The sequence below is a fragment of the Rothia sp. BD8 genome, assembly GCF_044878465.1.
Taxonomy (GTDB): Bacteria; Actinomycetota; Actinomycetes; order Actinomycetales; family Micrococcaceae; genus Rothia; species Rothia kristinae.
Genome location: NZ_JANJES010000002.1, coordinates 159,760 through 172,016, shown reverse-complemented (window position 1 = coordinate 172,016; position 12,257 = coordinate 159,760). Strand labels below are relative to the sequence as shown.

Sequence of the window (12,257 nt, the reverse complement as noted above, 5' to 3'; positions counted from 1 at the left end):
CCGCGGTATGGTGGGGGAGTCCGCCGTCGCGGCGGACGCGCCTCAGTAGCTCAGTGGATAGAGCAGGAGCCTTCTAATCTCTTGGTCGGGGGTTCGACTCCCTCCTGGGGCACCGGATCAGCGGTCGGGCCGTTCGCATGACGGGGCAGGAGGTTCCAGCCATGAGCGCTTCCGCGGCAGCCCGGCCCCTCGCCTTCCTCGACGTGGACGGGGTCCTGAACCACTTCGTCTCCGCGGACCTCGCCGAACGCCGCGGGCTGCGCCGCATCACCGTCGTGCCGCAGTCCCTGCCCGTGGAATTCACCGTGATCCTGGACCCGGCCGATCGCGACCGGGTGCTGCGCTTGGCGCGCCACTTCGAGATGGCCTGGGGCACCACCTGGGAAGAGGACGCGCCCCGGCTGATCGCCCCGCAGCTCGGGCTGCCCACCACCTGGCCGGTCGCCCACATCGACCGGGTGGACGCCGCCAAGGTCCCCGGGATCCTGGAGGTCGCCGCGGGACGGCCCTTCGTCTGGCTCGACGACGACGTCTCCCCGGCCGACCGCGAGCACCTCACCCGGGTCCCGCAGCCGCACCGGGTCATCGAGGTGCCTGCACCCTGGGTGGATCACCGCGACCCGCGGCGGGTCACCGGGCTCACAGACGAGCTGGTGCAGGAGGCCATCGACTGGGCGCGGGAGCTGAGCACGCGATAGATCATCCGGTTTCTTCGCGGCGCGGCGTCCTTGAGGCCGGTCATCCCCCTCGGTCATCGCCGGCGCCTGGCGCGTCCGGCCGGATCCCTTCGGCTCCGGAATCGGTGGATCTCCCGCGGGATTCCCGGCGGCATCCACAGCAGCCCCGCGAATCCGGGGGAGCGGGGGATGGGACGCACCCCGAGGGGTCCAGGATGAGCGGTACCGGACCGCCCGCGAGCACCGCGGGAGCCGGCACCAGCCCCTCCCGAAAGGACACGGCCATGACCGACCTGATCACCGTCCGCGGCTTCGTCGCCACCAAGCCCGACCCCCGGACCATGCCCGGCAACGGCACCGCCGTCGCCTCCTTCCGCCTGGCCTCCACCCCGCGGTGGTACGACGCCCAAGCCAAGGAGTGGAAGGACGGCCACACCAACTGGTACACCGTCACCGCCTTCCGCGCCCTGGCCGGCACCGTGACCGCCTCCGTGCAGGTGGGCCAGCCGGTGATCGTGCAGGGCAAGCTGCGCGTGAAGACCTGGGAATCCGGCGGCATCAAGCGCTCCACGGTGGAGATCGAGGCCCTCAGCGTGGGCCACGACCTCGCCTTCGGCACCGCCAGCTTCGCCCGCAGCAGCGGCCCCCAGCCCGGGGAGCGCCGCCAGGATCCCCGGGAGTCCGGCAGCGGCTGGGACACCGGTCCCGCCTCCGCCGGGTCTCTGCCCTCCGAGGTGGAGACGGGGACCGGGGAGTGGGTGGATGCCCGGACCGGGCAGATCCTCGAGGACCCGGCGGATCCCGCGGACCCGACCCCCGAGACCGGCCGCACCGCCACCGGAGACGCCGACGAGGACCCCGGCGCGGACAGCGCGGCGGGCCCCGAGCCGACCGGGATGTCCGAGGCCGACGAGGAGGACGGGGCCCTGGCGGCCATGAGCTGAGGCTCCGACCCGAGCGGATCATGCGGCCCATGCGGTCCGAGAGGACCGGGCGGGGCGGGAGGCCTCGGGGCGTGGCACAATGTCCGTGTCCCCGACGCCGCCCGCCCAGGAGCCCCGATGCCCGTCACCCGCCGCAGCGCCGCCGTGCTGACCGTCCTCACCGTGACGGCCCTGACGACGGCGCTGACCGGATGCTCCGACGCCGACACCGGGTCCTCGCAGACTGCGCAGACCCCCGCTCCAGCGGCGTCCTCGGATGACCCGCTCCAGCAGGATGCCCGGCATCTGCAGGAGGTGCTCACCGGTTCGCTGCAGGGCCAGGAGGTCACGGCCGAGCGGGTGCGCTCCGGCATCGCGCAGGCCGGCTGGTCCGGGCAGGACGTCGAGGTCGGACAGGACACCACCCCCACCGGGCTGGACGTGGACAGCGTGGACGCGGCCGTGAAGACCCGGGATCAGTGCCTCGTGGCCGACGTGCGACCGGACGGTGCCGTGAGCGTGAGCACCGGGCCCGCGCTGTCCGACGGCCGGTGCTTCGCCGGTCACCGCGCCGGCTAGGGCACCCGATTCGGCCCGCTGGCGCGCATAGTAGCCTGGACGGCATGGCTGAATTTATCTACACGATGTCCAAGGCCCGCAAGAAGGTGGGCGACAAGGTCATCCTGGACGATGTCACGATGTCCTTCTACCCCGGGGCGAAGATCGGCGTCGTCGGCCCCAACGGCGCCGGCAAGTCCACGATCCTGAAGATCATGGCCGGGCTGGACACCCCCTCCAACGGCGAGGCCCGGCTGAGCCCCGGCTACAGCGTCGGCATCCTCCTGCAGGAGCCCCCGCTGAACGAGGAGAAAACCGTCCTGGGCAACGTCCAGGAGGGCGTGGGCGAGATCAAGGCCAAGCTGGACCGGTACAACGAGATCTCCGAGGAGATGGCGAACCCGGACGCAGACTTCGACGCCCTGATGGAGGAGATGGGCAAGCTCCAGGAGGAGATCGACGCCGCGAACGCCTGGGACCTGGACAGCCAGCTGGAGCAGGCGATGGACGCCCTGCGCTGCCCGCCCGGGGACGCGGATGTGAAGGTCCTCTCCGGGGGCGAGCGACGCCGGGTCGCCCTGTGCAAGCTGCTGCTGCAGAAGCCGGACCTGCTGCTGCTGGATGAGCCCACCAACCACCTGGACGCCGAATCCGTGCTGTGGCTGGAGCAGCACCTGCAGTCCTACCCCGGTGCGGTGCTGGCCGTGACCCACGACCGCTACTTCCTGGACCACGTGGCCGAGTGGATCTGCGAGGTGGAGCGCGGCCGCCTGCACGGCTACGAGGGCAACTACTCCACCTACCTGGACACCAAGCAGAAGCGCCTGGAGGTGCAGGGCAAGAAGGACGCCAAGATGGCCAAGCGCCTGAAGGACGAGCTGGACTGGGTCCGCTCCAACTCCAAGGGGCGCCAGACCAAGTCCAAGGCCCGCCTGAACCGCTACGAGGAGATGGCCGCCGAGGCGGAGAAGACCCGCAAGCTGGACTTCGAGGAGATCCAGATCCCGCCGGGACCGCGCCTGGGCTCGCAGGTCATCGAAGCGGAGAACCTGCAGAAGGGCTTCGGCGAGCGCAGCCTGATCAGCGGCCTGTCCTTCTCCCTGCCGCGCAACGGCATCGTCGGGGTCATCGGCCCCAACGGCGTCGGCAAGTCCACCCTGTTCAAGACCATCGTGGGCCTGGAGCCGCTGGACGGCGGCGAGCTGAAGGTCGGGGAGTCCGTGAAGATCTCCTACGTGGATCAGAACCGGGAGAACATCGACCCGGAGAAGACCCTGTGGGAGGTGGTCTCCGACGGGCTGGACTTCATCAAGGTCGGCCAGGTGGAGATGCCCTCGCGCGCCTACGTCTCCGCGTTCGGCTTCAAGGGCCCGGACCAGCAGAAGAAGGCCGGGGTGCTCTCCGGCGGTGAGCGCAACCGCCTGAACCTGGCCCTGACCCTGAAGCAGGGGGGGAACCTGCTGCTGCTGGATGAGCCCACCAACGACCTGGACGTGGAGACCCTCTCCTCCCTGGAGGATGCGCTGCTGAAGTTCCCGGGCTGCGCCGTGGTCGTCTCCCACGACCGCTGGTTCCTGGACCGGGTCGCCACCCACATCCTCGCCTGGGAGGGCACCGAGGAGCACCCGGACCGGTGGTACTGGTTCGAGGGCAACTTCGAGTCCTACGAGGAGAACAAGGTCGAGCGCCTCGGCGCCGACGCCGCCCGCCCGCACCGGGTCACCCACCGCCGCCTGACCCGCGACTAGCGGCACCTGACCACGCCGATGGCGCCCGTCCCCGAGAACGCGGGGGCAGGCGCCATCGGCGTCTTCGGTGGATAAGGCCAGGCGGGGGCTCACTCCGGCAGTCGGATCATCGCCTCCTGCGTCGTCGTGGCGATCAGGCGCCCGGTGCGGTCGAAGATCCTCCCGCAGGCCAGCCCCCGGGAACCCGAGGCATTCGGGGAATGCTGGGTGTACAGCAGCCACTCATCGGCCCTGGCCTCCCGATGCCACCAGATCGCGTGATCCAGGGTGGCCGCGGCCAGGCCCGGTTCGGTCCAGGACTTCCCGTGCCGGCGCAGGATCGGCTCGATCGGCGTGTAGTCCGAGGCGTAGGCGATCGCGGCCCGGTGGATCACCGGATCATCCGGCAGCCGCCCGAAGGTCCGGAACCACACCGCGGTGGAGGCCTCCCGGGCCCCGGCGGGGGCCAGGAAGATCGGCTCGGAGACGTAGCGCAGGTCGAAGGGACGCCCGAAGGCGATGCGCCGGGCCCGCGGATCGTCGACGTCGGCCAGCAGCTGCCGCGGACTGGGCAGCTGTTCCGGGGCCGGCACGCCCTCGGGCATCCGCTCCTGATGCTCCAGCCCCGGCTGGGGGACCTGGAAGGAGGCCAGGCAGGACAGGATCACCCGCCCCTCCTGGTAGGCGTGGATCCGGCGGGCGGAGAAGGAGCGGCCATCGCGCATCCGCTCCACGCCGAAGGTGATGGGCTGGGTGACATCCCCGGGACGCAGGAAGTACCCGTGCAGGGAGTGGATCGGCCGGTCCTCGGCCACGGTGCGGCTGGCCGCGATCGCGGACTGGGCCAGCACCTGCCCGCCGTAGACCCGCGGGGTCTCCGGTCCCACGGTGCGTCCAACGAAGACGTCCTCCGTGGTGCGCAGCGGCTCCTCCGGAGCCAGGCGGAACATGCTCAGCAGCTTCGCGGTGGCCTCCGAGGGATCGGCGGGGGCACCCGAGTCATCGACTTCGCTCATCCGCCCATCGTAGCCGCGACGCCTCGTCACCCAGCCCCACCGCCCAGCTCCACCCGCGCGGCGGTCCGGACTAGGGTGGGGAGGATGAACGACGACGCCCCCGCCGCTGACCGGCCCACCCCCGAGCAGTCCACGGCCCCCGTCCTGCGGCTGGCCGATCCCCGGCAGGCCAGGGACCTGGCCACTCTGATCTCCCGGGCCCGCGCCCTGGACGAGGGTGCCGCGGTGCGCCTGCAGGCCGTGGGCTCGGTCCTGGCCGTGTGGGTGCCCGTGATGAGCGGGGAGACCCTCTTGGAGCAGGTGCCCACGGTCCTGGGCATGCGGGCCGTGCACCTGTCCGAACCCTCCCGAGCCGATGCCACGGTGCAGGCGGCGGCCGTGCTGGATCGGATGGCCCGCGTGGACCGGGCCGGGGCGGCGCTGGCCCTGCCCCCGATCACCGTGCGGGCCGCCTGGTCCGGGGCGATCCCCGGCACCTCGGGTTGGAAGGAGTGCGGCACGGTCTCTGCTCAGCGGCTCGAGGAGCTCGCCCGGCAGGGCAGCCGGGCCGTGGAGCAGGCCCTGCCGGCCCAGGCGGGGGCGGCGGTGCTGAGCACCGTGCGCTCGCGGATCTGGGGCACCGTGGAGCAGCCCGGCGGCTTCGTGGCCGGTGCGGCCTTCGGGGCCAAGGCGCTGGGCTTCCTCGGCGGCGGCGACGTCGTCGTGCACGCCCAGGGCCCGTGGCGGCGCCTGTCCAACCGGGCGGGGCACCTGCTGGCCCGCCCCGCCGCCTCCCTGTGACCGGCTATCCGGGGGTGTTCGTCATCGCGACGGCGGCCCGCTGGAAGTAGTCCCACATCAGCCCGTCCAGCATCTGCGGCAGCTCGAGGGTGTCCAGGGATTCGCGCATGAATCGCAGCCAGGTCTGCCGGGCCGCGGAGTCGATGCGGAAGGGGGCGTGGCGCATCCGCAGCCGCGGGTGTCCGCGCAGCTGCCCGTAGGTGGTGGGCCCGCCGAAGTACTGCTCCAGGAACATCTCCAGGCGCACCCGGGCCGGCTCCAGGTCCTCCTCCGGGTACATCGCGGCGAACTCCGGGTCCGCGGCCACCCGGGAGTAGAACTCCCGGGTGAGCCGCTGGAAGGCCGCGTGCCCGCCGATCTGCTCATATAGGCTCGGGGCGCTCACGATTCGTCAGCCGATGACGTCCGCGGCCTGCACCCGCAGGGCCCGCTCGATGCCGTCGCGCCCCTCGATCACCTGGCGGCGCAGGGAGTCCCGGCCCTCGCCGAGCTGGCTGAGGAACTGCTCCGAGGCCTCCAGCACGTCCCGGTCCACCACCTGGGGGAACAGCCCGGTGATGATCTGCTGGGAGATCTCGTGGGACAGCTCCTGCCAGACCCGCTCGATCGCGGCGAAGTAGCGGGGGATGAACGGGCGCAGCAGGGAGCTCTTGGTGGTCGCGTTGAACCCCATGATCGCGGAGCGCTGGATGACGTTGGGCAGGTCGTGGTGCTCCACCACCTGCTCCCACACCCGGTTCTTGGCCTCCGCGGTGGGGATCGCGGCCTTCGCCTGGGCGGCCTTCTGGGCGCCGGTGGAGGTGTTGTCCTCGGCCGCGGCGGCGTCGATCTCCGCCTCGTCGGCCCGCCCGGCCGCGGCCAGCGCGATCAGCAGACGCCAGGCCAGGTCCCGGTCGATCTCCAGGCCCTCCAGCCGCTGCTGACCCTCCAGCAGCGCGCGCACGGTGTCCTTCTGCTCCTCCGTGGTGGCGTGGGCGGCGAAGGCCTGCACGAACTGCAGCTGGCGGTCCGACCCGGCCGGGGCGGACTGGGCGATCTCCCACAGCCGCTGTGCGGCCTTCTCCCGGGTGGCCTCCTGGGCATCCGAGCGCACGTACATCTTCAGGGTCGTAGCCAGGTTGCGCAGCTGCGTCATGATCGAGGTGGAGTCCGTCTCCGCGTCGATGTTGTTCAGCACCAGGTCCACGAACTGCCGGGCCGGGATCTGCCCGTCCCGGGTGCCGTCCCAGGCCGCCCCCCACACGACGGCGCGCGGCAGGGACTCCTCGAAGTCGCGCAGGTGCGCCACGGCCGTATCGAAGGAGCGCTCATCCAGCCGGACCTTGGCGTAGGCGAGGTCCTCGTCGTTGAGCAGGATCAGATCCGGGCGGGCCCGCCCGGCGACGCCGGGGATCGCGGTGCGCTCGCCCTCGACGTCGAACTCCACCCGGTGGGTGCGCACCAGCTTCCCGTCCCGCAGGTCGTAGAACCCGGCGGTCATCCGGTGCGGACGCAGGGTCGGGTAGTCGTTCGGGGCGGTCTGGATGACCTCTACGGACTCCAGGGTGCCGTCCTCGGCGGCGGTGATGGAGGGGGTCAGGGTGTTGACCCCGGCCGTCTCCAGCCAGACCTTGGACCAGGAATCCAGCTCGCGCCCGCTGGTGGACTCCAGCTCCGCGAGCAGATCCGCCAGGGTCGCGTTGGACCAGGAGTGCTTCTCGAAGTAGGAGCGCAGCGCCGGCATGAACTCCTCCTGGCCCACCCAGGCCACCAGCTGGCGCAGCACGGAGGCGCCCTTGGCGTAGGTGATGCCGTCGAAGTTGACCTGCACATCCTGCAGGTCGTTGATCGGGGCGACGATCGGGTGGGTCGAGGGCAGCTGGTCCTGGCGGTAGGCCCAGGTCTTCTCCGAGGCGCCGAAGGTGGTCCAGGCGTGGGTGAACCGGGTGTTGGACACGGCCGCCAGGTGGGACATGAACTCGGCGAAGGACTCGTTGAGCCACAGGTCGTTCCACCACTTCATGGTCACCAGGTCCCCGAACCACATGTGCGCCAGCTCGTGCAGGACGGTGATGGTCCGGCGCTCCACCATGGCCTCGGTGGGCTTGGAGCGGAAGATGTAGTCCTCCAGGATGGTCACGCACCCGGCGTTCTCCATCGCCCCGGCGTTGAACTCGGGGACGAACAGCTGGTCGTACTTCTCGAAGGGGTAGGGGACCCCGAACTGCTCCTCGTAGAACGCGAAGCCCTGCTTGGTCAGGGTGAAGATGTCCTCCGCGTCCAGGTGCTCGATTAGGGAGCGCCGGGCGTAGAGGTCCAGGGGGATCTCCCGGCCCTCGGCGTTGGTCAGGGAATCCGAGACCTTGGCGTAGGGCCCGGCCACCAGGGCGGTGATGTAGGAGGAGATCCGGGGGGTGGGGCGGAAGCGCCACACCGCCTGCTCGCCCTGCTCCTCGCGGGAGTCCACCGGCTGGTTGGAGACCACCGTCCAGGCGGCCGGAGCGGTGACGGTGAAGGTGAACTCGGCCTTCAGGTCCGGCTGCTCGAAGACGGCGTACATGCGCCGGGAATCGGGCACCTCGAACTGGGTGTAGAGGTAGACCTCGTCGTCCACCGGGTCCACGAAGCGGTGCAGGCCCTCGCCGGTGTTGGTGTACAAGGCTTGGGCCTCGACGGTCAGCTCGTTGCTCTCGGCCAGCTCCGGCAGCTGGATGCGCACCCCGTCGGAGACCTCCGCGGGATCCAGGTCCCGCCCGTTCAGGCGCACCCGCTGCACCGAGTCGGTGACCGCGTCGATGAACGTGGAGGAACCCGGCACGGCGTCGAACACGACCGTGGTGGTCGAGGCGAAGGCCCGGGAGGACCCGGTCAGGTCCAGGCGGATGTCATAGGAGTGCACGCGGGTGACGACGTCGGCGCGCTCGGCCGCCTCCTGGCGCGTCAGATTCATTCCGGGCATGGGCGCGTGGCCTTTCATCGGGGACAGCGGTTTCAACCTGACTCTCAGGGTATTACACCCCACCGGGTAGTGTGGGCGGGGCCGGGCCCGAACGGCCCGCACCCCTAGCACCGCACAGGCCCCGCCGCTTCGCGGAGGCCGCGACCGAGGAAGCGAGCAGCGACGTTGCGCATCCACATCGCCACCGACCACGCCGGGCTGGAGCTCAGCCGCTACCTGGTGGACAGCCTCACCTCCGACGGCCACGAGCTGATCGACCACGGGCCGCAGACCTATGACCCGCAGGATGACTACCCGGCGTTCTGCATCGACGCCGCCATCGCGGTGCGCCGGGATCTCGACGCCGGGCGCGAGGCCCTCGGGATCGTGCTCGGGGGCTCCGGCAACGGCGAGCAGATGGCCGCGAACAAGGTGCCCGGCATCCGCGCGGCCCTGATCTGGAGCGAGACGACCGCGGCACTGGCCCGGGAGCACAACGACGCGCAGATCGCCGCGGTGGGTGGACGCCAGCACCAGAAGGAGGAGGCCCTGCAGATCATCCGCGTCTTCCTGTCCACCCCGTTCAGCGGCGACGAGCGGCACGTGCGCCGCATCGGCCAGATCGGCGAGTACGAGCGCACCGGGGGGATCGCCGGCAGCGTTCTGGACGCGGATGCCTGAGGGCCACTCGATCCACCGGGTCGCCCGCCGCTTCGCGGAGGGCTTCCTCGGCCAGACCCTGCGGGTCTCCAGCCCCCAGGGGCGCTTCGCCCAGGGAGCCGCCCTGCTGGACGGGGCGCGGGCGATCACCTCCCGGGCCCACGGCAAGCACTTCTTCCTCGGCTTCGACAACGACCTCACCCTCAACGTGCACCTGGGGATGTACGGGGCGTGGACCTTCGGCGGGGATGAGACCTTCGCCGCCGCCTCCTCGATCGGGGCGCCCCGACGGATGGCCGAGCGGGAGACCGCCGGCACCGAGGCAGACGACGCCCCGGCCGCCTACGCCGGGCCGCCGGCCCCGCGACCCACCACCCGGGTGCGCCTGGTGGGGGAGCACGGCTACGCGGACCTGGTGGGGGCCGCGATCTGCCGGGTCCTGGAACCCGCCGGGGTGGCGGCCCTGGACGCCCAGCTGGGCCCGGACCCCCTGGACCCGCAGGCCGACCCCGAGCCGTTCTACGCCGCGGCGGCTGCGACCTCCCGACCCATCGGCGCGGTGCTGATGGATCAGAAGGCGGTGGCCGGCATCGGGAACATCTTCCGCGCGGAGAGCCTGTTCCGGGCCGGTCAGCACCCGCACACCCCGGCAGCTCGGGTTCCGCGGGAGCGGCTGGAGCTGCTGTGGCGGGACAACGTCACCCTCATGGAGGCCGCCGTGCGGCTGGGTCGGATCGTGACCACCGCCCCGGAGCACCGGCCCGGGGTGCCCGCCGAGCGGGCCTGGCGCGAGCACGCCAACTACGTCTACCTGCGCCACGGACGCCCCTGCCGGGTCTGCGGACAGGACGCGATCGTCGTGGAGGACCTGGGCGGGCGCAAGCTCTACTGGTGCACCGTCTGCCAGGCCCCGCGCTGAGCGGCCCCGGAGGCGAGGACCCCGAGACCGCACACACGCCGAGACCGTACGAAGGTGCCGAGACCGGACCCGACGGGTGCGGTCTCGGCACGGTCGTACGGTCTGGGCCGCACCGTACGGTCTCGGCGGCGTCGCGACCGGCGTCAGGAGACGACGAAGCCCCGCCACCGGAGGGTGACGGGGCCGTGAGAGGGGATGACGGGAATCGAACCCGCGTCATCAGTTTGGAAGACTGAGGCTTTACCATTAAGCTACATCCCCGCGCTGCGCGAGGAACCGACCCCGGAACGGGGGGGGGGCCCTCGGCGGACCACCTCATCGAACACCACCGGCTCGCCGGGCGTCAAATCCGCTGGCGCGCTCCGGGCGGCACCAGCACCACCCACAGGAGACGGGGCGCGGGCCCTGCGGTGGCCGTTCCGGGTGGATGCGGTGAGGAGGCCGAGCGAGCATGATTCGCAATGCGAGGGCGAGACGCTAAACTGACCTGAGGCTGACGGGGTGTAGCGCAGTGGCTAGCGCGCCTGCTTTGGGAGCAGGAGATCGCAGGTTCGAGTCCTGTCACCCCGACGGTGGAGGGGCCGGATCTGCGACGTCGACGCGGCGTTCGCGCGGCCCTTCTCCGATCACACGTGCGCGGCGCATCCCGCCGTGTAGGCGAGCACGCCGCAACCCGCCCGCTCGGGCATCCGCGCGGGCTCCATCCAAGACGACCCGTAGGAGACCAACGGACGTGAAGACCACCGTCGAGAAGCAGAACCCCACCCTGGCCAAGATCCAGGTCGATGTGCCCTTCGAGGAGTTCAAACCGTTTCTCACCAAGACCTACAAGGACCTGGCCAACCAGATCCAGCTGCCCGGCTTCCGCAAGGGCAAGGTCCCCGCGGCGCTGATCGACCAGCGCGTCGGCTACGACTTCGTCGTGGAGAACGCCCTGAACGACGCCCTCAACGGCTTCTACCAGCAGGCCCTGGCCGAGAACGAGCTGACCCCGCTGTCCCAGCCCGAGGTCGACGTCGTAGCCAAGCCCGAGTCTGACGCGCGCGAGAAGGACATCCAGGTCTCCCTGGAGGTCACCGTGCGCCCCGAGATCGAACTTCCCGAGTACACCGGGCTGAAGGTCGAGGTCGCCGACGCCGAGGTCACCGCCGAGGACGAGCAGAAGGCCCTGGACGAGCTGCGCTCCCGCTTCGGCACCCTGAAGGTCGTGGACCGCCCGGCCGCCGAGGACGACTTCGTGACCCTGGACCTGCAGGCAACGATCGACGGCGAGGAGGTCGACGCCGCCAACGACCTGTCCTACCAGGTGGGTGCCGGGACCATGCTCGAGGGCCTGGATGAGGCCCTCACCGGCCTGTCCGCCGGGGAGGATGCGACCTTCGAGACCCAGCTGGCCGGCGGTGAGCACTCCGGCGAGGACGCCACCGTGAAGGTCAAGCTGAGCGCCGTCAAGGAGCGCGAGCTGCCTGAGGCCGACGACGACTTCGCCCAGATGGCCTCCGAGTTCGACACGATCGACGAGCTGAAGGAGGACCTGAAGAAGCAGGCCGCCCAGGCCAAGGTCGCCGAGCAGGGCGCCGAGGCCCGGGACAAGGCCCTGGACCGCCTGGTCGAGCTGGTCGAGGTCCCGGTGCCGGAGAAGGTCATCGACGAGCAGGTCGAGCAGCACTTCTCCAACCCCAACGCCGAGGCCGACCACGACTCCGAGGAGCACCGCGCCGAGGTCCGGGAGAACACCGAGCGGGCCTTCCGCAACGAGGTCATCCTCGACGCGATCGCCGAGAAGGAGGAGATCGGCGTCGAGCAGGCCGAGCTGATCGACTACATCATCACGATGTCCTCCCAGTACGGCATGGACCCCAACCAGTTCGCCCAGATGCTGGACTCCTCCGGGCAGGCCGGGATGATGGTCGGCGAGGTCCGCCGCTCCAAGGCCCTGGCCAAGGTGCTGGAGCAGGCCGAGGTCGTGGACGCCTCCGGCAACGCCGTGGACCTGAGCTCCTACCTCAACCCGCAGGGCGAGCAGGAGACCGCCGAGGAGACCGCCCAGCAGGACTGATCCCCTCCGCCCCTTCGCGCT

The 12,257-nt window shown here is 70.9% G+C and carries 11 protein-coding genes and 3 tRNA genes; 10 read left to right on the top strand and 4 right to left on the bottom strand.

Annotated elements, in window-relative coordinates; genetic code table 11:
* Positions 1-39 precede the first annotated feature (39 nt).
* From NQ707_RS02380 to ettA, 5 genes are all read left to right on the top strand, one after another.
* A tRNA-Arg gene (locus NQ707_RS02380) sits at positions 40-112 on the top strand.
* A 49-nt stretch (positions 113-161) separates the two neighbouring features.
* A complete protein-coding gene (locus NQ707_RS02375; RefSeq protein WP_058730322.1) occupies positions 162-698 on the top strand; it encodes a hypothetical protein in 537 nt (178 codons plus the stop codon).
* A 263-nt stretch (positions 699-961) separates the two neighbouring features.
* Entirely contained in the window at positions 962-1,621 is a 660-nt protein-coding gene (locus tag NQ707_RS02370; protein WP_058730321.1) for a single-stranded DNA-binding protein, read from the top strand.
* A 117-nt stretch (positions 1,622-1,738) separates the two neighbouring features.
* Complete coding sequence (locus tag NQ707_RS02365) at positions 1,739-2,179, top strand: DUF6993 domain-containing protein (protein ID WP_404434562.1); 441 nt, start codon at positions 1,739-1,741, stop codon at positions 2,177-2,179.
* 44 nt (positions 2,180-2,223) lie between these two features.
* Complete coding sequence (ettA, locus tag NQ707_RS02360; protein WP_058730319.1) at positions 2,224-3,906, top strand: energy-dependent translational throttle protein EttA; 1,683 nt, start codon at positions 2,224-2,226, stop codon at positions 3,904-3,906.
* Positions 3,907-3,995: 89 nt separating this feature from the next.
* On the opposite strand, the gene NQ707_RS02355 is transcribed toward ettA, so the two are convergent.
* Positions 3,996-4,901: an acyl-CoA thioesterase II gene (locus NQ707_RS02355; RefSeq protein WP_058730318.1), complete on the bottom strand. Its 906-nt coding sequence runs from the start codon at positions 4,899-4,901 to the stop codon at positions 3,996-3,998.
* Between the two features lie 84 nt (positions 4,902-4,985).
* Here NQ707_RS02355 and NQ707_RS02350 point away from each other — a divergent pair, with 84 nt between their 5' ends.
* Positions 4,986-5,681 carry a hypothetical protein gene (locus tag NQ707_RS02350; RefSeq protein WP_061225923.1) on the top strand — a complete coding sequence of 232 codons (696 nt, stop codon included), beginning with the start codon at positions 4,986-4,988 and terminating at the stop codon, positions 5,679-5,681.
* A 4-nt stretch (positions 5,682-5,685) separates the two neighbouring features.
* Here the strand turns inward: NQ707_RS02350 and NQ707_RS02345 are convergent, their stop codons facing one another.
* Both NQ707_RS02345 and pepN read right to left on the bottom strand, forming a co-directional pair.
* Positions 5,686-6,066, bottom strand: coding sequence for a globin (locus NQ707_RS02345; protein ID WP_129357474.1), 381 nt, complete (start codon positions 6,064-6,066; stop codon positions 5,686-5,688).
* A 6-nt stretch (positions 6,067-6,072) separates the two neighbouring features.
* Complete coding sequence (gene pepN, locus NQ707_RS02340) at positions 6,073-8,619, bottom strand: aminopeptidase N (RefSeq protein WP_058730246.1); 2,547 nt, start codon at positions 8,617-8,619, stop codon at positions 6,073-6,075.
* A gap of 165 nt (positions 8,620-8,784) precedes the next feature.
* Between pepN and NQ707_RS02335 the strand changes: the two genes are divergently transcribed.
* Entirely contained in the window at positions 8,785-9,279 is a 495-nt protein-coding gene (locus NQ707_RS02335; protein ID WP_058730247.1) for a ribose-5-phosphate isomerase, read from the top strand.
* A complete protein-coding gene (locus NQ707_RS02330; RefSeq protein WP_058730248.1) occupies positions 9,272-10,177 on the top strand; it encodes an Fpg/Nei family DNA glycosylase in 906 nt (301 codons plus the stop codon). The genes NQ707_RS02335 and NQ707_RS02330 overlap by 8 nt, the downstream gene beginning before the upstream one ends.
* 190 nt (positions 10,178-10,367) lie before the next feature.
* Here the strand turns inward: NQ707_RS02330 and NQ707_RS02325 are convergent.
* Positions 10,368-10,438: transfer RNA gene (locus NQ707_RS02325), tRNA-Gly, on the bottom strand.
* Positions 10,439-10,674: 236 nt separating this feature from the next.
* On the opposite strand from NQ707_RS02325, the gene NQ707_RS02320 reads away from it, so the two are divergent.
* A tRNA-Pro gene (locus NQ707_RS02320) sits at positions 10,675-10,747 on the top strand.
* Positions 10,748-10,910: 163 nt separating this feature from the next.
* Positions 10,911-12,236, top strand: coding sequence for a trigger factor (tig, locus tag NQ707_RS02315; protein WP_058730249.1), 1,326 nt, complete (start codon positions 10,911-10,913; stop codon positions 12,234-12,236).
* Positions 12,237-12,257: the final 21 nt, after the last annotated feature.